Annotated in this window: 26 protein-coding genes and 1 pseudogene; 2 read left to right on the forward strand and 25 right to left on the reverse strand. The window is 31.7% G+C overall.

The window, feature by feature from the left end:
• Positions 1–214 precede the first annotated feature (214 nt).
• The 17 genes and pseudogenes from G6Z82_RS03440 to rpsU all read right to left on the reverse strand — a co-directional run bounded on the left by G6Z82_RS03440 (position 215) and on the right by rpsU (position 16,212).
• Positions 215–1,105: a GIY-YIG nuclease family protein gene (locus tag G6Z82_RS03440; RefSeq protein ID WP_006734509.1), complete on the reverse strand. Its 891-nt coding sequence runs from the start codon at positions 1,103–1,105 to the stop codon at positions 215–217.
• Positions 1,106–1,210: 105 nt separating this feature from the next.
• The gene (locus tag G6Z82_RS06585) at positions 1,211–1,933 is read right to left on the reverse strand and encodes a hypothetical protein (RefSeq protein ID WP_006731646.1); all 723 of its coding nucleotides are present in this window, start codon (positions 1,931–1,933) and stop codon (positions 1,211–1,213) included.
• Positions 1,934–1,950: 17 nt separating this feature from the next.
• Positions 1,951–2,538, reverse strand: a pseudogene (locus G6Z82_RS03450) (ATP-binding cassette domain-containing protein); the annotation flags it as partial.
• A 94-nt stretch (positions 2,539–2,632) separates the two neighbouring features.
• A complete protein-coding gene (locus tag G6Z82_RS03455; RefSeq protein ID WP_006731653.1) occupies positions 2,633–3,007 on the reverse strand; it encodes a GntR family transcriptional regulator in 375 nt (124 codons plus the stop codon).
• A gap of 310 nt (positions 3,008–3,317) precedes the next feature.
• Positions 3,318–4,562, reverse strand: a complete 1,245-nt coding sequence (gene pepT, locus G6Z82_RS03460) for a peptidase T (RefSeq protein WP_164785806.1) — start codon at positions 4,560–4,562, stop codon at positions 3,318–3,320.
• A 19-nt stretch (positions 4,563–4,581) separates the two neighbouring features.
• Entirely contained in the window at positions 4,582–5,379 is a 798-nt protein-coding gene (locus tag G6Z82_RS03465; RefSeq protein ID WP_035508398.1) for a Nif3-like dinuclear metal center hexameric protein, read from the reverse strand.
• Positions 5,366–6,049, reverse strand: coding sequence for a tRNA (adenine(22)-N(1))-methyltransferase (locus G6Z82_RS03470; protein WP_164785807.1), 684 nt, complete (start codon positions 6,047–6,049; stop codon positions 5,366–5,368). The genes G6Z82_RS03465 and G6Z82_RS03470 overlap by 14 nt, the downstream gene beginning before the upstream one ends.
• Before the next feature lie 60 nt (positions 6,050–6,109).
• Positions 6,110–7,258, reverse strand: a complete 1,149-nt coding sequence (gene rpoD / locus G6Z82_RS03475) for an RNA polymerase sigma factor RpoD (protein WP_006729916.1) — start codon at positions 7,256–7,258, stop codon at positions 6,110–6,112.
• An 11-nt stretch (positions 7,259–7,269) separates the two neighbouring features.
• Entirely contained in the window at positions 7,270–9,072 is a 1,803-nt protein-coding gene (gene dnaG, locus G6Z82_RS03480) for a DNA primase (RefSeq protein WP_164785808.1), read from the reverse strand.
• 18 nt (positions 9,073–9,090) lie between these two features.
• A complete protein-coding gene (gene glyS / locus G6Z82_RS03485) occupies positions 9,091–11,160 on the reverse strand; it encodes a glycine--tRNA ligase subunit beta (RefSeq protein WP_164785809.1) in 2,070 nt (689 codons plus the stop codon).
• A 1-nt stretch (position 11,161) separates the two neighbouring features.
• Complete coding sequence (glyQ, locus tag G6Z82_RS03490) at positions 11,162–12,067, reverse strand: glycine--tRNA ligase subunit alpha (protein ID WP_006729913.1); 906 nt, start codon at positions 12,065–12,067, stop codon at positions 11,162–11,164.
• Positions 12,068–12,321: 254 nt separating this feature from the next.
• Positions 12,322–13,068, reverse strand: coding sequence for a DNA repair protein RecO (gene recO, locus G6Z82_RS03495; RefSeq protein WP_006736236.1), 747 nt, complete (start codon positions 13,066–13,068; stop codon positions 12,322–12,324).
• A gap of 3 nt (positions 13,069–13,071) precedes the next feature.
• Positions 13,072–13,974, reverse strand: coding sequence for a GTPase Era (era, locus tag G6Z82_RS03500; RefSeq protein WP_006730198.1), 903 nt, complete (start codon positions 13,972–13,974; stop codon positions 13,072–13,074).
• A 15-nt stretch (positions 13,975–13,989) separates the two neighbouring features.
• A complete protein-coding gene (gene ybeY / locus G6Z82_RS03505; RefSeq protein WP_006729910.1) occupies positions 13,990–14,517 on the reverse strand; it encodes an rRNA maturation RNase YbeY in 528 nt (175 codons plus the stop codon).
• Positions 14,514–15,476 (reverse strand): PhoH family protein, encoded by a 963-nt coding sequence (locus G6Z82_RS03510; RefSeq protein WP_006730216.1) that lies wholly within the window; start codon positions 15,474–15,476, stop codon positions 14,514–14,516. Before G6Z82_RS03510 ends, ybeY begins: the two co-directional genes overlap by 4 nt.
• A gap of 19 nt (positions 15,477–15,495) precedes the next feature.
• Positions 15,496–15,939, reverse strand: coding sequence for a GatB/YqeY domain-containing protein (locus tag G6Z82_RS03515; RefSeq protein ID WP_006729908.1), 444 nt, complete (start codon positions 15,937–15,939; stop codon positions 15,496–15,498).
• A gap of 96 nt (positions 15,940–16,035) precedes the next feature.
• The gene (rpsU, locus tag G6Z82_RS03520; protein ID WP_002880182.1) at positions 16,036–16,212 is read right to left on the reverse strand and encodes a 30S ribosomal protein S21; all 177 of its coding nucleotides are present in this window, start codon (positions 16,210–16,212) and stop codon (positions 16,036–16,038) included.
• Positions 16,213–16,413: 201 nt separating this feature from the next.
• Here rpsU and G6Z82_RS03525 point away from each other — a divergent pair, with 201 nt between their 5' ends.
• Positions 16,414–17,247: a pyruvate, water dikinase regulatory protein gene (locus G6Z82_RS03525; RefSeq protein WP_006729907.1), complete on the forward strand. Its 834-nt coding sequence runs from the start codon at positions 16,414–16,416 to the stop codon at positions 17,245–17,247.
• Between the two features lie 51 nt (positions 17,248–17,298).
• On the opposite strand, the gene G6Z82_RS03530 is transcribed toward G6Z82_RS03525, so the two are convergent.
• The 8 genes from G6Z82_RS03530 to G6Z82_RS03565 all read right to left on the reverse strand — a co-directional run bounded on the left by G6Z82_RS03530 (position 17,299) and on the right by G6Z82_RS03565 (position 26,377).
• Complete coding sequence (locus tag G6Z82_RS03530; RefSeq protein ID WP_164785810.1) at positions 17,299–18,177, reverse strand: YitT family protein; 879 nt, start codon at positions 18,175–18,177, stop codon at positions 17,299–17,301.
• 124 nt (positions 18,178–18,301) lie between these two features.
• Positions 18,302–18,874: an NADPH-dependent FMN reductase gene (locus G6Z82_RS03535; RefSeq protein ID WP_164785811.1), complete on the reverse strand. Its 573-nt coding sequence runs from the start codon at positions 18,872–18,874 to the stop codon at positions 18,302–18,304.
• Positions 18,875–18,954: 80 nt separating this feature from the next.
• On the reverse strand, positions 18,955–20,793 hold the full coding sequence (gene aspS / locus G6Z82_RS03540; protein ID WP_006729904.1) for an aspartate--tRNA ligase: 1,839 nt from the start codon (positions 20,791–20,793) through the stop codon (positions 18,955–18,957).
• 2 nt (positions 20,794–20,795) lie between these two features.
• The gene (gene hisS, locus G6Z82_RS03545; protein WP_006729903.1) at positions 20,796–22,082 is read right to left on the reverse strand and encodes a histidine--tRNA ligase; all 1,287 of its coding nucleotides are present in this window, start codon (positions 22,080–22,082) and stop codon (positions 20,796–20,798) included.
• Between the two features lie 246 nt (positions 22,083–22,328).
• Positions 22,329–22,766 carry a D-aminoacyl-tRNA deacylase gene (gene dtd / locus G6Z82_RS03550; RefSeq protein WP_164785812.1) on the reverse strand — a complete coding sequence of 146 codons (438 nt, stop codon included), beginning with the start codon at positions 22,764–22,766 and terminating at the stop codon, positions 22,329–22,331.
• Positions 22,766–25,018 carry a RelA/SpoT family protein gene (locus G6Z82_RS03555; protein ID WP_164785813.1) on the reverse strand — a complete coding sequence of 751 codons (2,253 nt, stop codon included), beginning with the start codon at positions 25,016–25,018 and terminating at the stop codon, positions 22,766–22,768. Before G6Z82_RS03555 ends, dtd begins: the two co-directional genes overlap by 1 nt.
• Before the next feature lie 9 nt (positions 25,019–25,027).
• Positions 25,028–25,408 (reverse strand): hypothetical protein, encoded by a 381-nt coding sequence (locus tag G6Z82_RS03560; protein ID WP_006729900.1) that lies wholly within the window; start codon positions 25,406–25,408, stop codon positions 25,028–25,030.
• Between the two features lie 36 nt (positions 25,409–25,444).
• Complete coding sequence (locus G6Z82_RS03565) at positions 25,445–26,377, reverse strand: 50S ribosomal protein L11 methyltransferase (protein WP_006730184.1); 933 nt, start codon at positions 26,375–26,377, stop codon at positions 25,445–25,447.
• 61 nt (positions 26,378–26,438) lie between these two features.
• Here G6Z82_RS03565 and G6Z82_RS03570 point away from each other — a divergent pair, with 61 nt between their 5' ends.
• On the forward strand, positions 26,439–26,945 hold the full coding sequence (locus tag G6Z82_RS03570; protein WP_006729898.1) for an aminoacyl-tRNA deacylase: 507 nt from the start codon (positions 26,439–26,441) through the stop codon (positions 26,943–26,945).
• Positions 26,946–26,972: the final 27 nt, after the last annotated feature.

The following is a 26,972-nucleotide window of genomic DNA, read 5'->3' on the forward strand; positions in this document are numbered from 1 at the left end:
TTAAAACGACATCCAAGTTTCATAAGGACTACAAACGCATCAAAAAGCTAGGTCTTGACAAACTCTGTGCGGGAAGCCACGCTTAGCGTGCATCGTTGAATGACAGAGTTTACAAACAAATAAGATTACTATTTCAAGGCTTCGTATTTATAATATTTGCTGATTTTAGATAAGAATTAATAATATTTAAGATTATCATCTTAAGGCTGAAGTTTTATTGACTTTTATTTTCTTCTAGTGCTTTTAATGTAGTTCCACCTTTAGTTTTCCAATCAGTTTTTCCATTTCTACTCATCCCAAGTACAAACATTGCGGCATATGATGGACTATTGAATAAATAGTTTTTTGTTATTTTTCCATCGATTATTTCATTGTTAGCCTTACACTTATCTCGCATTTCTTTTATACTCTTTGGTAAGCTTTTTGAGTCTATGAGCTCTATCATACTATCTTTTAATACAACAAATCCTTCACTTGTTCTTTGGCATTTGGCATTTATCTTTTTTTCTGATTTTTTTGTTTTAGTACTTAGATATAGTATTTCGTTATCATCTGTTTTATCTTCTTTTTTCCATTCTTTGTTTACTATAGGAACGAAAATCTTGTATCCTAAAACTCCAAGAACCATTTTAGAATACTCTATAAAATCTTCTAACTCCGATTCTTTTTCTTCTGTTACATTTCCAGGGTTTGGATCATTTTCATTTCTTACTTGATACCTATCTATTTCAATTGCCATATTGGTAAATTTATTCTCTAAATATGAAATTTCTGTAGGGCCAAATGAATTGTTTTGAGTAGTTAACATAACTGCATCTGAAAAATAAATTTCATCTTTGAGGTGTTCTGTTACTCTAAATAAAACTCCCTCACCATTTTTTCGTATCCCTGCTTGGCCAATATATACTTCATTATCTCCGTCATCATTCGTGCCAAATAAAAAATATACTCCACTTTGCTTTAAATCTTGCCTATCCTTACATTTTTCAAGATATGATCTTGGAACTTTATATGCTAAACCTGTCCAATTCGATAAGGTACATTTTATTCTGCCTGTAACTTCTCCATCCATTAAAAAAAGGTTGAAATTTTTACTATTTTTCATAGTTACACCCCAAAAATTAAATAGTTAATCACATTATACCAGCTGTAAATTATTTCTGAACATAATAAAAACCTCGAAATCCTTGTTCGAATTTCGGGGTCTTGTTTAATTATTTACATCAGCTTCATGATATTTGTTAAAGATGAAGTAGTTAATACCAATAATAATAATTATGCCTATGATGTAAAAAAATACTAACGTAGATTGATTACTCTCATTATATAATAACGATTTAAAGTACTCTATGATGCGGCTAAACACTAATAACATAATTATATAAATGATTACACTAATAAATTTGCGGATATTTTGCAAAACGATAGGTAAAAAGTCCATACATATTTTGGTTAGTAATAAACAAGTGATAAGCATGCAATATAACATAAATGAGCTTAATAACAAAATAGAGATAGTAGTAAGTACAATAGACATTGTATTTACTGATAATTTAAATGAGCCAATTAACACTTTTGAGAAGTTAAAACTAATAAAATGTACTATTAATATACCAATTATGGATTCTATTGCTATTAATAATAGTCCATTTAGAAAGTCAGATGCTGTATTAGCTAGATATAAATAACCATCTTTCATAGGCAACAACCTGTAAGTTTGTTTTTTAAGGAATTTACTTGCAGTCACTGAACAATTTACTAAAAATCCTAAGTTCATAAAGAAAGATGTTGAGATAAAAACAATAATTAAATAGTCAATCTTATGAGTTGCAGTTAATGCAATAACAACTGTACATATGATATTCAATAAAAGGCAATATAAAACGGTTTTAGCTTTCTGCTTAAATAGGTAAAAGAATAATTTGTTAAACATAATAATCAGCTCCTATATTAATAAAATTTTAGATAAAATTCTTCAATGGATTCACCATTTGATCTGATTTTTTCTGCAGTTTCATCAGCGACAATCGTTTTATCCTTAATTAGGACAATTCTGTCTATAATTTGATGTACTTCTTCTATATTATGATCAGAAAGGAAAACTGTTGCATCTTGTGGCAACCATTTGATAATAGATTGTAGTATTTTTTTTCGAGACATGAGATCAATGCCAGAAAAAGGTTCATCTAATAAGTATATTTTGACTGTTCGTGCAATGGATAACGCTACTATAAAGCCTTCTTTTTTACCTTTAGATAATTCTCCTAACCTTTTAGACATATCTATGTCCAAGAGCGAAATTATGTTGTCAAACTTTTCGAGTTCGAAATCTTTATAAAACTTAGCATAAAAATCTTTGATTTCTTTTAATTTGGTGTATAAATTAAAAGCATCTAATTTATCATTAAAAGATATATTTTCCTTGATTTTATCAATTGAAGTTTCTCCGGCTACTGCTATGCTGCCAGTGTACCCTTTTCCTAGACCTGCAATCAGTCGGAAAAGCGTTGTCTTACCTGCACCATTTTCTCCCAATAAACCAATTATTTCGGGTTTATTTACTGTAAGGTTGATATTTTTGATTAGAATCTTGTTGTTTTTTTTATAATTCAAATTACTGATTTTCAGTATCTCACTCATTTTTTGGACCTTCTTTCAAAACAAAAGTCTGTAATTTATCTATCGTATCTTGATTTGATAAACCTATTTTCTTAGTTTTTGACAAAAAATCAGAGAACATTTTTGAGATAATTTCGTCTTTTAAAACTAAAATCAAATTAACGTCATCAGTTACAAATGAACCTAAGCCACGTTTAGAATAAATAATTCCCTTATCTTGCATATTAGATAATACATGTTGTGCAGTATTGATATTAACTGTAAAATCTAGTGCAAGTTGTCTCACCGATGGCATCTTTTCACCTGGCTGTAGCTTTCCTAAAACTATATCATAATAAAGCTGCTGCTCTATTTGATAATAAATTGGTAGATTATCTTCAAATTTCATATTAAATATACCACGCTCCTATTATTACCTTGTACTATATTGATAGTATAGTACAATACTATCTATTGTCAATATCATTTTTTGTTTCACATATAAATATATTTGTTACGTCTATCAGAAAAAAATGTACAATCGTTGATATAAAAGTAAAAAGCACGCATCATATGCAATTTGATTACCTTAGTGCAAAACTATATTTATAATATTTTTAATTTTAAAAAAATAGAAGTATTGTTATATCAGTACTTCTATTCATTCAAAATTTAAATTTAATATTTTTTGTTTGCCTAAAATCGGTAAAAAAGTTTCACTAAATTAATTTTTGGTATTTTTTTAAATGTAATTCATTTATTTTTCTTAAGACATCCACAGCCAACCACATTGATTCCAGAACAGTATATTCATATCTACCATGCATATTTTCTTCTCCTGCAAATAAGTTAGGGCAAGGTAATCCCATATATGTTAATTGCGAACCATCTGTACCACCTCTAACAGGATCTTCATTGATAGTTAATCCCAATGCTTTATAGGCATTTCTTGCTAAATCTACGACTTCCATATTCTTCTTTAATTCATCAGCCATATTATAATATTGGTCTGCCATCTTAAGGACTACACGTTTTTGATCAAATTGGTCATTAATTTTGTTGACAATATTTTGTACCAATTCCTTACGTTTTTCCAAATTATCACGCTTAAAATCACGAATGATATACTCTAAATGTGCATGATCAACTGTTCCATCAAACTTTAATAAGTGATAAAATCCTTCTTCACCTGCTGTTTTTTCTGGCACTTCATTTTGTGGCAACTGATTTTGAAAATCAATTGCTAGTTTAATAGCATTGATCATCTTATCTTTTGCTTGAGCAGGATGAACATCAATTCCTTGGATATCAAGTGAAAATTGAGCAGCTGAGAAAGTACCCCAATCTAATTTGCCAGGTCCCTCACCATCTACCGTATAAGCAAATTTAGCACCAAAATCTTCTACATCAAAATGACTAGCTCCTGTTCCAATCTCTTCATCAGGAGTGAATGCAAGTTTTATTTCACCATGTTTTTCTTCAGGATGATTTACTAAATACTCTGCAAAAGTTAATAATTCTGAGACGCCACATTTATCATCACCGCCTAAAAGTGTATCACCTGACGTTGAAATAATTGTCTGCCCTTTATATTTTTTTAAATGAGGAAAAATTGCAGGATCTAAATAAAAATCAGTATCACCTAATTTAATTTTAGATACACCATCATAGTTATGAGTTATTTGCGGATTAATATTATTTGATTCAAAATCGGCAGTGTCACAGTGTGCCAGTAATCCAAAGGTAGGTACATCATAATCTACATTGCTATCAATTGTTGTGATTACACAACCACTCTTTTGATTGTAATAACATTGTAGCCCCAATTCTTTCAAATCATTTAAAATAATCTTTTGAAACTTTTCTTCAATTTCAGTAGATGGAAAACGTTGACTATTTTCATCTGAACGTGAATTAATTTTCACATATTTTAAGAATCTTGGTAATAATGTTGGATATTCCATAATATAAACCCCCACTTTTTTAAAATAAGTCCTGAAAAGGATTAGTATTAGTTTTTGAAACCATAATAGAAATAGAACTATCTGCATTTGCTAACCAAGTTTTTAATTGCTCAGCTATTTTATATTTAAATAGTTCTTCAGTATAATGACCTGGATCTACTACGGTTAATCCTGATGAAATAATGTCATGACCAACATGATAATAAATATCGCTTGTAATAAAGGCATCTACACCTTCAATTAAGGCTTGTCTCCAATATTTACCACCATCTCCACAAATGAAAGCCACACTATTAATTAGCTTTTCATTATTAGCTGTAATTAATCTCACCATTTTGATATTCATTTTTTGCTTTACATAATAGGCAAATTTGTAGGCAGTCATCGGCTCAGGCAATTGACCTTTTCTCCCGATAGCAATCGAATCGTCATCTAAGCAAAAAGGCTGAATGTCGTGTAATTCTAATTGATCTGCTTGCCACTCGCTAGAGCCATGCAATGCTTTGTCTGAATTTGTATGAATCGAATATACAGTTATGCCATTTGCAATTAGCTTAGCGTACATCGCATTTTGAGGATTAGCAAAATCTAAATTTTTTGCAGGAAAAAACATTAATGGATGATGACTGATTATTAAATCCACTTTGTTTTTGACAGCTTCATCTACTACTTCTGGTCTAACATCAAGAGTAGTCATTATCTTACTAACAGTATTATTAATTGAACCTAATTGTAGTCCTACAGGATCATTTTTACTAGCAATATCTTCAGGAAAAGCTTTATTTAATATAGTAATAATATCTTTAACTTTCATCATCTTTAATCATTTCCTCAATCATCATAATTAACTTTGTAACTTGCTTAACTTTTAAATCATCAATAATTTTAGCTTTTTTCAAATTATGTAATAATTTTTGTTGGAATAATAATTGATTTGACCATTTTTTATAAAAAACTTTGTTTTTATTTTGCATCAAAACTGGGCCAAAATTAATCTCCATTTCTGTCAATGGAATTGCTGTAGTACTCTTTACAGCTTTTATAATTTCATAAATATGGCCAGCCGTTTCAATTATTTTTTCTGCTAAAATTCGATAATTATTATTCATCAACCATAAACGGACATTTGCTTCCCCTACATTGGGTTCTAAAATCAATGTCGGATATTGCGTTGGCGAAGCATTTAGTAGGTTAACCATTAAGGTGCCACCCATCCCTGCCATTACAATTGTATCAATCTTATCTTCAGAATGTATCGTCAATAAACCAGAACCTAATCTAGTCTCGATTTGATTAACTAAGCCTGCAGCTAAGATATCTTTTTTGGCATTATTTAACGGACCTTGTGCAATATCACTTGCTATAGCAAAAGATATTTTGGCATCTTTTACTAATTCTATTGGTAAATATGCATGATCGGTACCGATATCGGCTATTCTTGCCTGATCATCAACTAATGAAGCTATCTGTTTTAATCGTTCTTCCATTACTAACTCCTGAATGTAAAATACCAAAAAAGAGCTTACATAAAAGTAAGTTCTTTTTGTTTAATCTAAAAAGTCTTTTAACTGATTAGATCTACTTGGATGACGCAATTTTCGTAATGCTTTAGCCTCAATTTGACGAATACGTTCCCGAGTAACACCAAATACACGTCCCACTTCTTCTAACGTCCGTGTACGACCATCATTTAATCCAAAGCGCAATCTTAAAACATTTTCTTCCCGATCAGTCAAAGTGTCCAGAACTTCCTCTAGTTGTTCCTTTAATAATTCATAAGAAGCATGTTGTTCTGGTGAAGTTGCATCTTTATCTTCAATGAAATCACCTAAGTGAGAATCATCTTCTTCACCAATTGGAGTTTCCAAAGATACTGGTTCTTGGGCTATTTTTAGTATTTCCCTAACCTTATCTGTAGACATATCCATTTCCGCACCAATTTCTTCTGGTGTAGGTTCTCTACCTAAGTCTTGTAATAACTGCCTTTGAATTCTGATCAATTTATTAATAGTTTCGACCATATGGACTGGAATTCTAATGGTTCTAGCTTGATCAGCAATTGCACGAGTTATTGCCTGTCTTATCCACCATGTAGCATATGTTGAAAATTTAAATCCTAAACGATAATCGAATTTATCTACCGCCTTCATTAAACCCATATTACCTTCTTGGATTAAATCTAGAAATGACATGCCACGTCCTACATAGCGTTTTGCAATAGAAACAACTAATCTAAGATTTGCTTCAGCTAATTCCTGCTTAGCCTCGTCATCATTGTTCTCGATTCTTTTAGCTAAATCGATTTCTTGATCAGCATTAAGTAATGGAACACGACCAATTTCTTTTAGATACATCCTCACAGGATCATTCATGCGGACACTAGAAGGTGCAGTCATGTCGTTTAATTCGGCTTTTTCAACATCTTTTTGCTTTTTCAAAGATAAATTAGAAGGGTTACCATCATTATCAACAATCGAGATACCATTATCTTCAAATTCTTGAACTAATTGATCAATGGCTTTTCCTTCCAGTTGATATGGCTTAACCATTCTTGCTACGAAATCATCCTCTTTTATTTCTTTGCTAGTTTTAACTTCTTTTATAATATTCTTAACTACCTGGCTAAGGGTAGTGGTGGAAGCCTTTGAAGCTTGTAAATTCTGATTTCCATTATTGGTAGTATTGTTTTCTGCCATGATAAGCCTCCTCAAATAATCTTTCTTTTCAATTCTATAATCTTTTGTGTCAATTGAATTATTAATTGACTATCATTCTTCTGCTGTGCGACCTTGATTTGATCATATAGTCGTTGCATTTCCAAGATAGTTTTTTGTTTAATTAATGACGCAATTTGGTCATCAATTTCTCCTTCTGAAAAAGTATAAGGCATATCAGTTAATTCCATATTAACAATTATACTCTGTAAGTCTTTAGGAATAAAATCTGCAAAACCGGAAATATTAGGATTCGGATTTTTTTCTAAATAACTTAACCATAAATTAGCTAATTGCTGATAACTTTCATTAGGAAAAATAAATTTTTTTGTCAACAAATAAAGCCTAGCATTATCATTATGTATAAATAAAAACAATAATCGCTTTTGCTCAGTAAAACTAGCTGAAGAATCATGAACATTATCTAATTGTTTTGGTGTAACTTCATCAGCTGGATAAAGGGCTTGTATTTGTTTTTGATGATTGATTGCAGTTCGGATTTTTCTTTGTTCACGTAATAGGCGAGCTTTCAATGACTCTACAGATACTTGTAACTTTTGTGCCAATTTTTGGATATAAATATCAATTTCTATAGGGTCATCATTTTTAGCGATTAAAGCGATGCTTTCATTAATAAAATCAAGTTTATCCCTATCATTAAACAAATTATACTTTTTGGCCATCCTTTGTAACAAAAATTCCGTTGAAGTAATTGCTGCTTTAACTTCATTAACATATTTTTCAGGACCGTGTTTTTTTACATATTCATCTGGATCTAAATTTTCTGGTAAAGATACGATACCAAGATTTATATTAGGGTAGTTAAATAATTTAATCGCACGTTCCATAGCATGTTGCCCGGGATCATCACCATCATAATTAATTATTATATTCGGTGTTACTCGTCGCAGCATATAAACTTGTTGTGAAGTTAAACTAGTTCCCATTGAGGCGACACCAGTTTTAATTCCACACTTATAAGCTGCTATTACATCCATATATCCTTCATATAAAATCAAATGATTTTCAACATTTACCGCATGCTTGGCTTCTGAAAAGTGATAAAGCAATTTAGACTTGGTAAATAATGGAGTTTCTGGACTATTCACATACTTGGCAATTTGACTATCATTTGAAATTCTTCTACCTGAAAAAGCAATCGGATCACCTAATTCATCACACAATGGAAACATCAATCTGTCACGAAAGCGATCCAATAATTTTCCTTTTTCATTCTTTATAAATAATCCGCTTTGTTCCAATAGATCCTGAGAATAATTTTTTTGTTTCAAAAAAATATACAAAATGTTATCTGCTTTTGGTGCATACCCTATCTTAAAATGAGAGATTATCTCACTAGTTAATTCCCTCTCTTGAACATATTTTAATGCAACTTCACCTAATTTAGTTGTTAACAAAATATGCTGGTAGAATTCTGTTGCATCAGAATAAATTTGTTTGATCGGATTTTTTTTATAGATCGCATCATTATTATATTCACCAGGAATTGTAATATGTGCAATCTTAGCAACAGATATTACACTTTCGGGAAAAGATATATTCTCTTTATCCATCAAAAATTTAAATACGTTACCGCCCTTGCCACAACCAAAGCACTTAAAGAATTGCTTAGATTCACTGACGGTGAATGAAGGTGTTTTTTCTTGATGAAAAGGGCACAATCCAACGTAATCCTTGCCTTTTTTGGTTAAAGAAACATATTGACTAATGATATCAACGATATTGACAGCACTACGTACTTCATCAATTAAATTACTAGGTATATGCCCTATCATAATTAACCTTCTTTATAACTATTTAATAACTAATTTAGATAAATCACCAAATTCCAAAGCTAGCTTATCAATAAGTTTTAATTGCGATAAACGATTTATTTTGACAGCTTCATTCTTGTCTAATATCATATTGCTGTCAAAATACTCATCAATCACAGGTTGTAGCTGCACAAATTCGCTATATAGAGTTTTTACATCTAATGATTTATCTATCAACAAATTAATTTTATCGTACAATGCTTTTTCGCTATTGTTTTCAAATAAATCTGGATTAATTTGACCAGCTTCTGAAAAATCAGCTTTCTTCAAGATATTTGCAATTCTTGTTAAACTTTCTACTACTTTCTTAAATTTACTATCATCGTGGTTTTCCTGCAAAATATCAGCAATCGACAAAATATTGGCAACATTTTGTTGATTAGATGCTAAAACTGTATCGATAACATCATATGAATATTTTTTAACTTGTAATAATTGTTTAACACGATTAATGATAAAGTCTGAGATTTCAGCTTGTGTAGCTTCATCATTAGGCAATTTTGCAACTGTCTTTCCCTTTAATAAAGCAATGATATCCTTCAAAGCATCTTCAATAGAAATATTCCATGATTGATTAATTAAAATTCGAACAATACCATACGCACTTCTTCTTAAGGCATATGGATCGTTAGAAGAATTTGGTATCATGCCCGCACCGAAAAAGGCAATAATAGTATCTAACTTATCAGCTATAGAAAGTAATGAACCAATCTTGGTAATTGGTAAATCACCATCAGCACTTGAAGGTAAGTAGCTTTCTTTAATAGCTTGTGAGACAGCTTTTCTTTCTCCTGCTAACTCTGCATAATGAGTTCCCATAATACCTTGCAACTCAGCAAATTCACCAACCATATTAGTAACTAAGTCAAATTTATAGATATCTGCTGCACGATCAAAATCAGCTAGCTCACTGGATGATAGGTTTATTTTTTTACCTATATATTCACCAATCAACTTAACACGAAGCATTTTTTCAGCCATTGAACCTATTTTATCATGGAATGAAACGCTTGATAATTTTTCTACAAAGTGTGACAACGGATATTTCTTATCTTCGTCATAGAAAAATTGAGCATCATCTAATCTAGCTACTAAAACCTTTTCATTACCTGCGATAACATTATCTAAATAATCACTATTTCCATTTCTGATGGCAATAAAATGATTAATTAAAGTTCCCTCATGGTCATAAACTTCAAAATATCTTTGATTATCCTTCATAGATGTAATTAATACTTCTTTGGGAATATTTAAATATTTTTCATTAAATGAACCCGAAAAAATAGTTGGATATTCAACTAAATTGGTAACTTCTTCTAATAAGCCACTGTCAATTTTAACTTGCCAATTATTCTTTTCGCATAAAGAATTGATTTGCGATAAAATCATATTTTTACGTTGATTAGCATCCGCAATCACAAATTGACTTTTCAGAGCCGATTCATAATCATCACTAGTTGCTAAAACAAGACTTTCACCCAAAAAGCGATGGCCATATGTTTTACGACCTGCTACTATATCAAGAATTTTTACTGGAATTATTTCACTACCAAATAATGATACTATCCAGTGAATTGGACGAACAAATTCTAAATCATAGTTCCCCCAACGCATTTTTGTAGGAAAAGCTAATTCTTTTACTATTTGATCCATACCTAGTAAAATTTCGGTAGCTTTTTTGCCCTCTTTTTTAACATGAATATATGCATACTCGACATCTTTTATTTTTTGAAAATAGATATCATCTACAGACATATTTTGGCCTCTAACAAAGCCTTCAGCTGCTTTGGACCAATTACCATCTTTATCTAATGCAATTTTTTTAGAAGGGCCTTTTTTGATTTCATCAATATCAGCTTGTTTTTCTGCTAATTCTTGAACTAAAATTGTTAATCTTCTAGGAGTAGAAAATGTTTTGATATTTTTAAAGGATAAGCCATTGTCCTTCAAAAACTTTCCTGTACGATCTGCTAATTGCTTAACACTTTTAGCAACAACATGTGCAGGCATTTCTTCGGTACCAATTTCGAATAAGTAATCTTTAGTCATATTAATCTTCCTTCTTACTTTCTTCTTGATGTTTTAAAAGAGGAAAACCACGCTTTTCTCTTTCTTCCACAAAACCTTTAGCTGCCATATGTGCTAAAGTTCTAATTCTTGCTAAGTACCCTGCACGCTCTGTTACTGAAACAGCTCCCCTAGCATCCAATAAGTTGAATGTATGACTACATTTGAGAATATAATCATAAGCTGGATGTATCAAATGTTGGTTTAATAACTCCTTAGCTGTAGCTTCAAATGTGTCAAAGAATTTTAATAACTCAGCCTGATTGCTGGCTTCAAAAGCATATTTAGAATGTTCATATTCAGGCTGCTTAAAAATATCACGATATATAACACCATCAGCCCATTCCAAATCAAAAACAGAATTTACATCTTGAATATATGATGCTAATCTTTCAACACCATATGTTATTTCACTCATGGTAGGTTTTACGTCTAATTCACCTACAACTTGGAAATATGTAAATTGCGATACTTCCATGCCATCTAACCAAACTTCCCAACCAACACCAGCACATCCCATAGAAGGATTAGCCCAGTTATCTTCAACAAATCGAATATCATGCTCTAAAGGTTCAATACCTAAAATACGCAAACTATCTAAATAATATTGCTGAATTTCTTTAGGAGATGGCTTAATAACAACCTGAAATTGATGGTGTTGATATAAACGATTAGGATTATTACCATATCTTCCATCAGCAGGCCTTCTTGAAGGTTCTACATAACAAGCTGCCCATGGCTCAGGGCCAACGGCTCTTAAAAATGTATAAGGGCTCATAGTTCCAGCACCTTTTTGCTCATCATAAGAAGGCATTATCATACAGCCCTTAGAAGCCCAGAACTGTTCCAGCTTAAAAATCATATTTTGAACATTCAATTTTTCTTCCATAACATTATCTCCTCAAACATAGGCTATAAAAAAAGCCTATGCAAAAAAAATTGCATAGGGACGATAGATCTCGCGGTTCCACCCTAATTCAGGACAAAAAAATTCCTGCACTTAATTAATGGCTTTGAAGGGCCTTTTCCTAAATGTGCTCACACCAAACCACATTCGCTTAATTAGTACTTTTCTATTCCTTCACTTGCCAATACATGCTATATTTTAACACTAATATCATTAAAAAAATAGATATAATCCACTCAAAGAACTTCTTTTAAATACTTTTTGGTCTTTAAGTGTAAATCTAAATATTGTCCATAAAGAATATCTATAAATTTTCTACTCTGCTGCTTCAAGTTATCACTAATATTTATTTGACCAAGCTGCTGAATATCAATCAAGGCTAATGTCCTAATAAGACCCATGGTTTTAGCATCTAAACACATCCTCGTGTTTGCACTCCCAAAATGATTCTTACAAACAATGCCACCCAACTGTAAAGAAAAATCGAATATACCTTGGCTAGCATCACAAAAAACACAATGCCTAAACTCTGGCATTGTACCAAAGGCAGATAGCAATTTCAATTCTACCATTTGACATATAATTTCATTATCTATACCTTCATTTATCTTCACTAGTGCATTAAAAACTAAATAATAATTTTTTCCTAATGGTTGATAATCCGCATAGGCATGATCCACTAAATCCAACAAATAATTTGCATAAGCATTTCCTTTAAAATCGAAATAGATATGTTCTAATTGATGGACAACTTTGTAATTTCTCAAAACACTTAAGCCGCAATAATTTGTATTAATTAAATAATTTCCGTAAGAAAAATTAATTGTGGCAGGTAAAAGACGTGACTTTGGTTTTAATCCGCCTTTTATCAATAAAGTAAAAATGCCATTCTCCGCTGTCATAATTTTGGATAAAACATCAAAGTCTTTATATTTTTTTTGTTTAAAAACTAAACCTGAAACTTCAATCAGTTCTTTACTCACAAATTATAGATCCTTTACATTATAACCAATTTTCTTTAAAAATACTGGATCAGATCGCCAATTTTTATGCACTTTAATCCAAAGATGTAAATTAACTTTATCACCTAATAATTTTTCAATCTCTACTCTACTATGCATACCAATATTTTTGAGCATTTGTCCATTTTTACCAATAATAATGCCCTTTTGCCCTTCTTTTTCAACAAAAATGGTAGCAAATATTTGTAGCTTTCCCTTATCAAAATCAGACATCTTATCGACTAATACTGCCGCAGAATGAGGTACCTCTGCATGAGTTAGTTGTAAAATCTGCTCCCTAATTAGTTCAGCTACTATAAAATATTCTGGCTTATCTGTTAATTGCTCACTATCATAATAGTGAGGACCCTCTGGTAAATATTTAACTAATGTTTTAATTAAATCATCGATATTATTACCTTGGCGAGCTGATATTGGAATTATTTCCGCAAACTTAACTAATTTATTATAAGAATCGATTATAGGTAATAATTTATCAGGGTGAACAGTATCTATTTTATTAATTATTAAGAATACAGGGCAAGCTACATTCTTTAACAAATCAATAATAAACATATCTCCCTTACCTGCTGGTTCAGGATCAACCATAAATAATACAGCTTCGACATCATTTAATGCAGAATAAGATGATTTATCCATAAAATCATCCAAATTATTCTTCGGCTTATGGATGCCAGGAGTATCTATAAAGATTATTTGCTCATTATCATTAGTATAAATTCCTGAGATCTTATTACGAGTTGTTTGTGGTTGGTTAGACATAATGGCAACTTTCTCACCAACCAAATAATTCAACAATGTAGATTTTCCTACATTTGGACGTCCAACTAAGGCTACGAAACCTGACTTATATTCTTTATTTTGCATATCATTTTCCCTTAATTAGTGTATTTGTTTACCATGTGTTTCCTGATCAGGATGTAATGGCAGACCATATTCTTCAAGCACTTTACTTTGAATCCCAAACATCACTTCAGCTTCATCATCTTTAATATGATCATAACCATTTAAATGTAAATAGCCATGAACTAAAGTATAACCAAATTCTCTATAAAATCCCGTCTCATATTCTGTAGCATGCTTCTCAACAACTTCTGGGCAAATAAATAAATCACCAATATCCTCAACGAAGTCTGGTGTTTCTATAAATTGTGCAAACAAGTCATTATCTGTTCCATCTTCAATAGCAAATGAAATTACATCAGTTGGTCTATCTTTACCACGATAATTTTTATTTATCTCATGAATTTTGTTAATATCAACAAAATTTATACTCATTTCTTGCCGATTAGTTTTTTTGATATTCTTTTTGGCACTTAAAATCAATTCCTCGATCCAAGTTTTCCAATTTTTTCGAGTATCACTTAAGAAATCAACTTCATCATTAAAAGATATATCTATCTCGGTCATCGATTTTCCTCTTCTTCATATGCTTTTACAATTTTAGCAACAACAGGGTGTCTTACCACATCGTTAAAACTAAATTTAATAAATTTAACTTGCTCAACATTAGCTAAGATCTTTTCAGATTCTAAAAGTCCACTCCTAGCACGACCAGGTAGATCAATTTGCGTCTGATCACCGTTAACAACCATCTTAGAATTAAATCCTAATCTAGTTAAAAACATCTTCATTTGTGCATGTGTTGTATTCTGTGCTTCATCCAAAATTACAAAAGCATCATCTAATGTTCTACCTCGCATATATGCTAATGGAGCAACTTCAATTAATCCACGATCCATTAAGCGACTAGTTGTTTCAACACCTAGAATCGTAAAAAGCGAATCATAAATAGGGCGTAAATATGGATCAACCTTTTCTTTTAAATCTCCTGGCAAAAATCCTAATGATTCACCTGCCTCTACAGCAGGACGAGTAACAATGATACGAGATACTTCACCTTTTTTAAAAGCAGATATAGCCATGACAACCGCTAAAAACGTCTTGCCTGTTCCTGCAGGTCCCATTCCAAAAACTACATCATATTGTCTAATAGCATCAATGTAGCGTTTTTGTCCCATATTTTTTACTCTGATTGGTCGTTTTTTAGAATCTCTTATTAATACCTGATTATATAGCTCTCCAAAGTATTCTAAAGTACCTTTTTCAGCCATTTTACTAGCACTAATTACATCAGTAGCTGAAATCATAATACCATCTGTAATAACTTTATCTAGAGCATTTAATACTGCTACTGCACTAGCAACTGTAGATTCATCACCTGATAATTGAATTGTATTGCCATTTTCAACGATACTAATATCATAAGTTTCTTCAAGCAATTTAAGATTTGCATCATTAATTCCTACCAAATTAACAATATTTTTTGGATCGCTAGGAGTAAAGGTAACTACATTGTTAGATATCACCACAAAATTCCCTCATATTCTAACTTAATTTCTTCTTTAAAATTTCAGAAGCTAATTTACCATCGGCTTTACCCTTTATTTTAGGCATCAATACTTTCATTACTTTACCAAAGTCTTGTTTACCAGACGCACCAACTTCTGAAATAGTTTCTATAATTACCTGTTCTAATTCAGTTTCACTTAATTGTTTTGGCATATATTTTGCAATAATAGCTAATTCGTGTTCAGTTTGTTCAACTAAATCTTCTCTACCTCCTTTTTTGAATTCTTCTAAAGATTCTTTGCGCATTTTAATAGCACTAGCCAAAACCGTTAATTCATCTTCTGGAGTTAATTCATGTCCTTGCTTAATTTTGTAATACATAACAGCTGCTTTTAAAGATCTAATAGTAGTAAGTGTCTCCTTATCTTGTGCTTTCATAGCAGCTTTCATATCTTTCATTAAACTTTCAATTAAAGTCATTTTTATATCTCCTAACTTTATATATTCTAATCACATTGTAAACTTTTTAGATAAAAAAAGCTCTGAATAGAAAAAATTCCTACCAGAGCAATCATATTAATAATGTCTACGCTTACGAGCAGCTTCGGACTTCAATTTTCTACGAACACTAGGTTTCTCGTAAAATTCACGTTTACGGTATTCTTGTAAAGTACCACTTCTAGAAACGGAACGTTTGAAACGACGAAGAGCATCATCAATAGACTCGTTTTCATGAACGATAGTCTTTGCCATAGTGAGATCCCTCCTTCCATTTCTTAGCACACACTGTGCCTAACAATATAGTATATATTATATCTAAGACACTTATGGTGGTCAATAGAAATAATTATTTTTTATCATTTTTTGGGCTTTTTATGTAAGCCTTAACATTATTGTAAATAAAGATTTTTTCTTATGGTTTTTCTATGCTAAAATTAACTTGAGGTGAAAATTATGTGCAATAAAGATAAAGTCGAAGTCAATTTAATTATCATTTCTGATGCAGTTGGAGATACAGCGTTTAATATGGTACAAGCGGGGGCTGTTCAATATCCTAATGCAACTTTTAATTATCGTCGCTATCCTTTTATAACTGATACTAAAAAATTAGAAAATGTTCTCAATGAAATAGTGCAATATAAAAATGTTCTGATTGCGTTCACTCTTCTGAATGAAGAAATGCAATTAATGATAATTAAATTTGCTCGTGAACATAATATGAAACATGTTGACTTATTATCAGGCATTATTGATAAGATACATGAAATAACTAAGGAAGACCCTAAACATGTTATTGGAGCTGTACACCATATGGGGCAACGTTATTTCGATCGTATTTCTGCAATGGAATTTGCTGTAATGTATGATGATGGTAAAGATCCTAAAGGTTTCTTGGAAGCTGATGTTGTTTTGCTTGGTGTTTCAAGAACTTCTAAAACACCACTTTCCCTATTCTTGGCAAATAGAAATATCAAAGTTGCTAACTTGCCACTTGTACCACAAACACATATTCCAGATGAAATTTATAAAGTTGATCCTAAAAAAATTATTGGTTTAACTAACGATCCAGAAGTTTTAAATGAAATCAGACGTCAAAGAATGATTTCATATGGTTTAAATCCAGATACTACTTATTCTAATATGGATTCTATTAATGCAGAACTTAATTCAGCTAAACAATTATATGATAAGTTGGGATGTTATGTTATTAATGTTGCACATAGATCTATAGAAGAAACAGCTGCATTAATCATGTCACATTTGGGAATTGACAATTTTTCAAAATAGTTAATATCTATATAACAAAAACGGTATATTCAATGAATACACCGTTTTTATTTACACTGGTTTTTGCTCAATAAATCTACCATAAATCTTAGATACTTCACTCATGCTCATAAATGCATATGGATCGTTTTTGGAAACAATATTGTAAATATCATACATATCATACCTATCAATGATTGTTATTAACACTGTTTTTTCATTATGACTATATGCACCTTCTGCATCATGTAGAATTGTAATTCCCCTATGCATTTTTTCCTGAATCTGTTCAACAATCTCTGTTGGATGCTCAGTTACAATAATTACCTGCATTTTTTGATGTTGTGTATAGACTGCATCAATGACACTACCATTGATAAAAATATTTAAAGCAGTGTATAAAGCACGTGTCCAACCAAAAACAAATCCAGCACATATTACAATAATTAAATTGAAAAAGATATTTATTTGGCCAAAACTTTTTCCAGTCTTTCTTCTCAAAATTATGCCTAAAACATCAATACCACCTGTAGATATGCCAGATTTTAATGCAATACCTGTACCAACACCATTAACTACACCACCAAAAATAGCACAAATGATAGGATCATAACTAAGCTTTATTGGTGCAATTAATTTCATCATAATTGATGCCAAAATAACTGCAATGATAGTAAATAAAGTAAATTTTTTCCCTATTTTCAACCAACCTAAAATAAATAGTGGAATATTTAATACAAAATACATAGACGATGTAGTTAGTGTAAATGGCAGATACCGACTAGACAGAGATTCCAATACTTGCGAAAATCCAGTAACTCCTGATGCGTATATTTTACCGGGATGCCAAAAGAAATTTAAGGCTACTGCTACAGCCAATGCATAAAAAAATGCTGCAGATAGTTTGGAAATAAAATTGTGTCTTCTCGATAAGCGCTCGAAATGATCCATATCAAAATAACCCCTTTTTTGTTTTTAATACTAGTTTAAAGATATTACGCTATAATAACAAGTTTTAACTAAAAAAGAATTTGATGACATAAAAAATAAGTACTCAACATGAGTACTTATTTTTCTAATCCTTAGGATTATCCTTGATTAATTTTTCAAATTGTTCAATATATTTTTTAACAAAATTGAATGTAGCTTCATTGTTAAATTTGCCTGATTCATCTAAAAGCTCAGGAGAACGTCCTAAAAATACTTCTGGCTGTTGTACTGTAGGCATCGTAAAATATGAAAGAGCTAAACGTAAATTTTTATTTGCACTATAACCTCCCATAGCACCTACAGAATGACTAATTACAGCTACAGGTGTATTGGTCCACGCAACATCGCCTTTAGGTTTTGATGCAACATCTACTGCATTCTTTAAGCAGGCTGGTATAGTTCTATTATTTTCAGAAGTAACAAATAATACTCCAGCAGCATCTTTAATCTTTTTTCTAAATTGTACATATGACTCAGGTAATGGCTTATTTGTATTATTTATATCATCATAATCTGCATCATACAAAGGTAAGTCACGAATTTCAACAATTTCTGCATAAAATTCATCGCTAAACATATCAATAGCATTTTTAGCAATTTTTCGAGCATAAGATTGTTCACGCAAACTACCAACTAACACAACAACATCTTTTTTCATTAAATATTAACCATCCTTCTCTTCTAATACTTTTACTTTGAATGATTTAATTAAAAAATGCAAATGATTTGCTTGATAATTTACCAAGTACGATTTTTGTCGGCTAAATCATTAGCTTCTTTCTTCAATCTTGCTTCAATTTCAGCATTAGCTTCAACATGCTCTGACATAACATTGATTCCTAAATCAGCTAATTGCTTATCAGCAACTGGTGCAGGCGAATGCATCATTGGTTCAGAGGCAGAAGCATTCTTTGGAAAGGCAATAACATCACGAATATTATCTTTTTCTGCTAATAACATGGCAAACCGATCCAAACCTATAGCAAGACCAGCATGTGGTGGAAATCCCATATCTAATGCTTCTAGTAAAAATCCAAATTGTTCATATGCACGTTCTTTAGTAAATCCTAGAGCCTTAAACATCTTTTCTTGAATTTCTCGTTTATGTATACGAATCGAACCTCCACCTAATTCGTAACCATTTAATACAATATCATATGAACGAGCATGTGCCTTATGTGGTTCGGTCTCTAACAATTCAATTCCTTTATCATCAGGCATAGTAAATGGATGGTGTGCAGCAATCCATCTTTGATCACCCTCATCATATTCAAAAAGTGGCCAATCTACAACCCAAGCAAATTTAAACTCATGTTGAGGTATGATGCCTGTTTCTTTTGCAAATGTTCTACGTAAATAATCTAGAGAATCTGTAACTACTTTCCAAATGTCTGCTATGATAGTGATCAATTCTCCACCAGTCAGTTCAAATTCAGATATCAAATCACGTTTTTGATTTTCAGTTAAAAATCTTACGATAGGTCCAGTGAATTCTCCATTTTCATATTTAACCCATGCTATACCTTTAGCGTGGTATCGTTTAATATATTCTTGCTTTTCTTCTATTTTCTTGCGTGAATATGCCTCAGCTCCACCTTTTACAGCAATTCCTTTTATGACACCGCCATTTGATAATGTATCAGCAAATACTTTAAATTCACTATCTTTAAATATGTCACTTAAATCATGTAAATGCATATCGTAACGAATATCTGGCTTATCAGAACCATATTTATTCATGGCTTCATCCCAAGTAATACGTTTAATTGGAGTGACTATATCAATCCCCATTACATCTTTCATTACTTTTTTAAGTAATCCCTCAGTATATGTTTGAACACCTTTTTCATCCAAAAATGATGTTTCTAAGTCTACTTGCGTAAATTCTGGTTGTCGATCACCACGTAAATCTTCATCACGATAGCAACGAGCAATTTGATAATATTTATCAAAGCCTGCACCCATTAATAACTGCTTAAATAATTGTGGTGACTGTGGTAAAGCATAGAAACTGCCAGGATAAACACGAGAGGGCACTAAATAGTCCCTAGCACCTTCAGGTGTTGATTTACCTAATGTAGGAGTTTCAATATAAACAAATCCCTCTTGATCAAAGTAATCATGAATTGCGTGCAAAATTTTTGAACGTAATATAATTGAATGTTGTAAAGATGGACGACGCAAATCTAAATAACGATACTTCAAACGAGTTTGTTCAGCAGCTGTTACATCATCTTTAATTTCAAATGGTGGATTCTTAGATTCATTCAAAACAACTATGTTAGTAGCATTAATTTCTACTTCACCAGTTTTGATTTCCTTATTAACATTCGATCTTTTAACTACTTTACCTTGTACTTCGACTACATATTCATTGCCCAACTTTTGAGCAACATCCATTAAAGCATCACCAGAATCTTGATTAACAACAACCTGAACAATACCTTCTCGATCACGCAAATCAATAAAAATTAATTTACCTAATTTTCTAACACGTTGTACCCATCCATAGATAGTCACATTTTGATTTTCATACTTGCTGGTAATATTACCACAATAATCCGTTCTCATTTCCATAATTATCTCTCCAATTTTTGCAAAAGATCATTCACATTTGCAATCTCATCCATGTTAAATGCATAACTCTTACCATCACTAAGACGTTTAATATTTAATGTATTCTCCTCAATTTCTTGAACACCTAAGGTAATAACATACTTAGCTTTAGCTTTGTCTGCTTTTTTAAATTGAGCTTTTAACTTCTTTTGTTCAACATCATATTGAACCTTGAGACCTTGCTTTCTCAATTCTCTAGCTATTTCAACAGTTTTAGTAATTGTTTCTTCACCAATATTGGTAATATAAAAATCAATATTGCTATCAGTTAATAGCTCAGGATTTTGAGCCTTTAATACAAGCATTAACCTTTCTTCACCAATACCAAAACCAACTGCTGGTGTTTTAGGTCCATCAAATTCCTCAACTAAATGGTTATATCTACCACCACCCAAAATGGTAGTCTTAGACTGCCATAATGAAGTGTCTTCAACCATAAACTCAAAAATGACACCTGTATAATAATCTAATCCACGCACCAAATCATCATCCAACACATAATCAATTTTTAGTTCAGATAATGTCCTAATGATAAATTCAAAATTTTTCTTAGATTCATCATCCAAGTAATCTCTAATTCGCGGTGCATTACTTACAAATTCTATATCTTCTTCATCTTTAGAATCTAATATTCTCAATGGATTAGTTTTCAATCTACGTTGTGAATCATCAGATAACTTATCTTTAATAGGAGTAAAATAATCTACTAAGGCTTGACGATAAGCCGTTCTGACAGCTTCATTACCTAAAGAATTAATATGTAACTCATACTTTTTTATACCTAAAGTAGAAAGCAAATCATGTGCTAAAACTATCGTTTCAACATCTGCCAAGGCATTATCAGAGCCAAAACTTTCTACACCAATCTGATGAAATTCACGCTGTCTACCTGCCTGTGGTCGTTCATATCTAAACATTGAAGCAATATAAAAAACATTATACGGTTTAGGATATTCAGGTCCGTAAAGTTTATTTTCCACATACGCTCTTACTACACCTGCTGTACCTTCAGGTCGTAAAGCAATATGTCTATCACCTTTATCCATAAAATCATACATTTCTTTTTCTACTACATCAGATGATTCCCCACTGGAACGTGAAAATATCTCATAATTTTCAAACATTGGTGTTCTTATTTCTTGATAATTAGCTTTTCTAAAAAAATTTTTAGCTATATTTTCTACTTTATCCCATTGATATGATGTATCAGGTAGAATATCAACTGTTCCTTTTGGTTTTTGAACTCGCATTATTACCTCCAAACTAAAAAGCACCCCTTACAAGACAAGGGTGCTTTCATGCACGGTACCACCTCTAAAAATGCTACGATTAACGCTCGCCATACGACATTATCTGCTGAAGGGTCACGACTCATGCTATGTACTTTTTCACCAAACAAGTACTCTCTGCAATACCGCTAGTCTCATTCTTCGTCATTAATAATTATTAATTATCTTACTTTTTTTATGTACTAATGTCAAACATCAAGACATTTTTTATAAATCTAAAACTATCGTCATAGGACCATCATTAATTAGACTTACTTGCATATCCGCACCAAATTGCCCTCTTTCAACAACATTACCGTCATTAACTAAACATTCATTGAAATAATTAAACAAATCTAAGGACATTGGGGGCTTCATAGCATTAACAAAGCTGGGTCTATTGCCCTTCTTGGTATCTGCTAACAAAGTAAACTGGCTAACACTTAAGATTTTCCCATTAACTTCGTGGATGTTTAAATTAGTTTTACCACAATTATCTTCAAAAATACGAATTTTTGAGATCTTAGCTGCCATTTTTTTAACAATATCTCTCGTATCATCCATGCCAATGACTACGAGAAGTAACATCCCCTTATCAATTGAACTTATTTCTTCTTTATCAATTTCTACTTTTGCTTGTAAAACTCTTTGAACTACTACTCTCATTAATTAACAGACCTTTTTACTTCGTATACATTTGCGATATCACGTAATCGTCCCATGATTTCCTCTAAATGTGCGGTATCCCTCACTGAAACAGTCGCATAAATATGTGCCATATTATTATTATCTGTTTTACCTGAAATATTGATAATATTTTTGGTCTTAGAGTTTAGAGCATTAATCACATCGCTTAAAAATTTAGATCTAGAAAAGCCGTAGATTTCAATATCAGCATTAAAGTTTTCTGCTGTATTATTTTCACCGATATTCTCCCAAGCAACTTCAATTAATCGACCTTGTGATTTAGCAGCTCCATTAATATTGCGACAATCAGCTCGATGGACAGTAACACCACGCCCCTTAGTAACATAACCGACGATTTCATCGCCTGGAACAGGATTGCAGCATTTTGCTAACCGCAACATTAAATCTGAAACGCCTTGAATCATTACACCATTATTATGCTTAATATACATAACTCCATTAGAAGATTCGTGCTTTTCAGAAACCGGATTAATTTTCTGCTGTCCGGCATTCATAATTTCTGCTTCTAATTGACGTTTACGCTCATTTTCTTCACGTTTACGTAAATCTTGTGTCAACCGATTAACGATACTTGCAGGTGATATCTCACCAAATCCAGCTGCTGCAAATAATTCTTCTTCATTATGATAATTAAAATGCTCAATTACAGTATTGACGTGCGACTTATCCATATAAGTTTTGGATGATAAACCACGTGTTTGTAACTCTTGTTCAACCAATTCAATACCTTTTTCGATATTTTTCTCACGATCTTCAGACTTGAAAAATCGTTTTATCTTATTACGAGCACTAGAAGTTTTTACTAATTTTATCCAATCTCTAGATGGTGTGGCACTACTTTGCGTCAGCATTTCTACTACATCACCATTTTTTAATTGGTAATCCAAAGGAACTATTTTGTCATTAACTTTAGCTCCTACAGAATGGGCACCTACTTCCGAATGAATCATATAACCAAAGTCTAATGGTACAGATCCCTTAGGAAGTTCATAAACATCACCTTTAGGAGTAAAAACATAAACTCTATCAGAAAAAATATCAGTCTTAACACTATTCATAAATTCATGAGAATCCTTAGTTTCATCTTGCAATTCAAGAATCTCACGGAACATATCAATTTTCTTACTTGATGGAGTTTCAGTTACTGCAGTTTGTACACCTTCTTTATATGCCCAATGTGCAGCAACACCATATTCTGCAATCTGATGCATTTTTTCCGTTCTAATTTGTATTTCCAGCGGTTTACCACCAGGTCCAATAATCGTAGTATGCAAGGATTGATATCCATTAGCTTTAGGCACCGCAATATAATCCTTAAATCTTCCTGGCATTGGTGTCCATTTGGTATGCACAGCTCCCAAAACCGCATAACAATCACGAACGGTTTTTACAATAACTCTAACTGCCAACAAATCATAGATCTCACTAAATTCTTTATGTTTGTTGACCATCTTTTTATAAATTGAATATATATGTTTAGGTCGACCAAAAATTTCATACTTTATACCTAAATCATCTAAATTAGCCTTTAAGGTAGAAATAGCACTGGAAATATATCTTTCACGTTCACTACGTTTAGACTGCATGAGATTAACAATCCGATAATATTGTTGGGGATTTAAATAGTGCAAGCTCATATCTTCTAATTCCCACTTAATTGTTCCAATACCTAATCTATCAGCTAGTGGGGCATAAATATCCAATGTTTCATCAGCAATGCGTCGTTGTTTATCAGGTCGCAAATGATCCAAAGTATGCATGTTGTGCAAACGATCTGCTAATTTAACCATAATTACACGTAAGTCTTTAGCCATTGCAATTAACATTTTTCGATGATTGTCTGCTAAATACTCTTCATGAGTTTTCGATTTATATTTTATTTTTTTTAATTTAGTAACGCCTTCGACAATAAAAGCAACATCTTTACCAAATTCTTTTTTGATATCTTCATTAGTTACGGGTGTATCTTCCACAGTATCATGCAAATACCCCGCAGCAACTGTATCCGGATCTAAACCCAAACTAGCTAAAGTACCAGCAACTTGAGTTGGATGAATTATATATGGTTGCCCTGATTCTCTAAATTGACCCTCATGTGCATCTTTGGCAAAAGCATATGCTTTTTCGACAAATGCTACATGTTCTTCATTCATATATTTTTTACACGCTGCCATAACCTCATCGTGTGTCATTTCCACATATTTAGACATTTTATCACCCTATTTTCTAACCTGATACAGATCGTTATGCCATAAACCAAAAAGTTCAAAACATAAATAAATTAAACAAAAGAAATAATTATATTTTGCAAAATGAATAGTAACCATTAAGGCAAAAATAATTGGAAAAAATAATAACCATTTTTTGCTAAGTTTATGAAAGTCAATCAAGCACCCTATTTGAAATGATATATAACTATTAAAAATAAGAAAAATAAGTGCTACTAACCATACTTTTCTTAAATGTGCCAATGAACACAAAAGACTTAAAATGATACAAAACATTGCCAAAAATACAATAGACATATAACTTTTCTGATTTAATTTGTGCCAAAATTCAACAGATATAATTTCTGATATTTTATGTAAAACTTTTTTCATACACTCAACCTTTTTTCTTTTTTATAATTTTATCACTTAATTTGATTTTTGACTTACTAAGATACAAAACCATCTTTTTTCTTGTATTTTCAAATTAACAGTAAATCCATTTTCAGATAGTAACTTTTCTATTCTAGATAGCTGCTCACAATCAATCCCAGACATAATTACACTACCATTGCGAGCCAAGTGATCAGATAAATGAGGAATTAGCTGATACAAAATCTCTGCTAACATATTAGCCAAAATTAAATCATATTTCCCCTTTACGCCCGTTAATAAATTGGCTTGTTTTAATTCAACATTGTCAATATCATTCAAAGCCAGATTTTTTTTAGCTGAAGCTATTGCATCATCAGAGATATCTGTAGCACAAACATTAGATGCACCAAATTTGGACGCAACTATAGATAAAATACCCGATCCAGTTCCTACATCTAACACAGACATCTCACTAAGTAATACACGTTCCATAACCATCAACATCAATTGGGTAGTAATATGTGTACCTGTACCAAAAGCTTGCTTAGGATTCATTTTAATAACAATTTGATGAGGATTTAATGGTTTAGGACATTCCCATTCAGGTACTATGGCTAAACTACGTGAGAAATCAACTCTATGATAAAATTTTTCCCACTGATTTTGCCACATTTTATCACAAACTTGAATGACTTTAAATTCAACGTTATCAGTTTTGAACCCATAGTTTTTTAGCTCTAATAACTTTGCTTTTATTTGAGAAATTATGTCACTTATTTCAATTCCAATTGCAAAATAAGCTGTCAATTCCATATCATCAGGAATTTCATTAGCATCTTGAGCTAAGATATTAGCAGTTAATACGTCATCAAAATCACTTCTACGACGCACTTCAATTCCTTTTGCTGCTAAATCGCTTTGCAAAAAATAAGTGAGTGGCTCTTCCAACTCACTAGAACACATAATTTGAACACCATTTAATTGCAATTTTATACTTCCTTTTGACTTTTTTTAAATTTATGTTTTATTATAGCTAGTGGTGATAAAAATGTCGAAAAAAAATAAAAAACAAAATTTAAAGAAAACTTTGGTCGAAAAAATCTTAGATCAACATAAAATACCTTATAGCCAACTTCAATTCAACGTTACTCAACATGGTGATGTTAAGCAGATTGATACTACTATTTTAGCTGAAGATGAACATTTGGTCTACAAAACTCTTGTTTGTGAAGGTAACCAAAATTCACCTATTATAGCAGTAGTTCCCGTTACTGAACATTTAAGTATGAAAAAATTGGCAACTATCTCAAATAATAAAAAATGTGAACTATTACCTCTAAAGAAACTTTTATCAACTACAGGATACGTTCACGGTGCCAATACTCCTATAGGAATTTATGAAAAATTTCATTATCCGATTTTTTTGGACAATAGTATGAAAAATGAACCATTAGTTGCTGTTTCAAGCGGTGAAGTTGGTAGAAGCGTTAAATTAAACCCTACCGATTTGGCAACACTCACGAATGCAACTTTTTGTGATTTATTAGATAAATAAAAAGCCTATTTTGTGTTAAGGCACAAA

The sequence above is a fragment of the Lactobacillus iners genome (assembly GCF_011058775.1).
GTDB lineage: Bacteria > Bacillota > Bacilli > Lactobacillales > Lactobacillaceae > Lactobacillus > Lactobacillus iners.

Excerpts from the sequence above, each read along its gene's own strand:
- G6Z82_RS03440 (WP_006734509.1), bottom strand. The coding sequence starts at position 1,105 with ATGAAAAATAGTAAAAATTTCAACCTTTTTTTAATGGATGGAGAAGTT.
- G6Z82_RS06585 (WP_006731646.1), bottom strand. The coding sequence starts at position 1,933 with ATGTTTAACAAATTATTCTTTTACCTATTTAAGCAGAAAGCTAAAACC.
- G6Z82_RS03455 (WP_006731653.1), bottom strand. The coding sequence starts at position 3,007 with ATGAAATTTGAAGATAATCTACCAATTTATTATCAAATAGAGCAGCAG.
- pepT (WP_164785806.1), bottom strand. The coding sequence starts at position 4,562 with ATGGAATATCCAACATTATTACCAAGATTCTTAAAATATGTGAAAATT.
- G6Z82_RS03465 (WP_035508398.1), bottom strand. The coding sequence starts at position 5,379 with ATGATGAAAGTTAAAGATATTATTACTATATTAAATAAAGCTTTTCCT.
- G6Z82_RS03470 (WP_164785807.1), bottom strand. The coding sequence starts at position 6,049 with ATGGAAGAACGATTAAAACAGATAGCTTCATTAGTTGATGATCAGGCA.
- rpoD (WP_006729916.1), bottom strand. The coding sequence starts at position 7,258 with ATGGCAGAAAACAATACTACCAATAATGGAAATCAGAATTTACAAGCT.
- dnaG (WP_164785808.1), bottom strand. The coding sequence starts at position 9,072 with ATGATAGGGCATATACCTAGTAATTTAATTGATGAAGTACGTAGTGCT.
- glyS (WP_164785809.1), bottom strand. The coding sequence starts at position 11,160 with ATGACTAAAGATTACTTATTCGAAATTGGTACCGAAGAAATGCCTGCA.
- glyQ (WP_006729913.1), bottom strand. The coding sequence starts at position 12,067 with ATGGAAGAAAAATTGAATGTTCAAAATATGATTTTTAAGCTGGAACAG.
- era (WP_006730198.1), bottom strand. The coding sequence starts at position 13,974 with ATGCAAAATAAAGAATATAAGTCAGGTTTCGTAGCCTTAGTTGGACGT.
- ybeY (WP_006729910.1), bottom strand. The coding sequence starts at position 14,517 with ATGACCGAGATAGATATATCTTTTAATGATGAAGTTGATTTCTTAAGT.
- G6Z82_RS03515 (WP_006729908.1), bottom strand. The coding sequence starts at position 15,939 with ATGACTTTAATTGAAAGTTTAATGAAAGATATGAAAGCTGCTATGAAA.
- rpsU (WP_002880182.1), bottom strand. The coding sequence starts at position 16,212 with ATGGCAAAGACTATCGTTCATGAAAACGAGTCTATTGATGATGCTCTT.
- G6Z82_RS03525 (WP_006729907.1), top strand. The coding sequence starts at position 16,414 with ATGTGCAATAAAGATAAAGTCGAAGTCAATTTAATTATCATTTCTGAT.
- G6Z82_RS03530 (WP_164785810.1), bottom strand. The coding sequence starts at position 18,177 with ATGGATCATTTCGAGCGCTTATCGAGAAGACACAATTTTATTTCCAAA.
- G6Z82_RS03535 (WP_164785811.1), bottom strand. The coding sequence starts at position 18,874 with ATGAAAAAAGATGTTGTTGTGTTAGTTGGTAGTTTGCGTGAACAATCT.
- aspS (WP_006729904.1), bottom strand. The coding sequence starts at position 20,793 with ATGGAAATGAGAACGGATTATTGTGGTAATATTACCAGCAAGTATGAA.
- hisS (WP_006729903.1), bottom strand. The coding sequence starts at position 22,082 with ATGCGAGTTCAAAAACCAAAAGGAACAGTTGATATTCTACCTGATACA.
- dtd (WP_164785812.1), bottom strand. The coding sequence starts at position 22,766 with ATGAGAGTAGTAGTTCAAAGAGTTTTACAAGCAAAAGTAGAAATTGAT.
- G6Z82_RS03555 (WP_164785813.1), bottom strand. The coding sequence starts at position 25,018 with ATGTCTAAATATGTGGAAATGACACACGATGAGGTTATGGCAGCGTGT.
- G6Z82_RS03560 (WP_006729900.1), bottom strand. The coding sequence starts at position 25,408 with ATGAAAAAAGTTTTACATAAAATATCAGAAATTATATCTGTTGAATTT.
- G6Z82_RS03570 (WP_006729898.1), top strand. The coding sequence starts at position 26,439 with ATGTCGAAAAAAAATAAAAAACAAAATTTAAAGAAAACTTTGGTCGAA.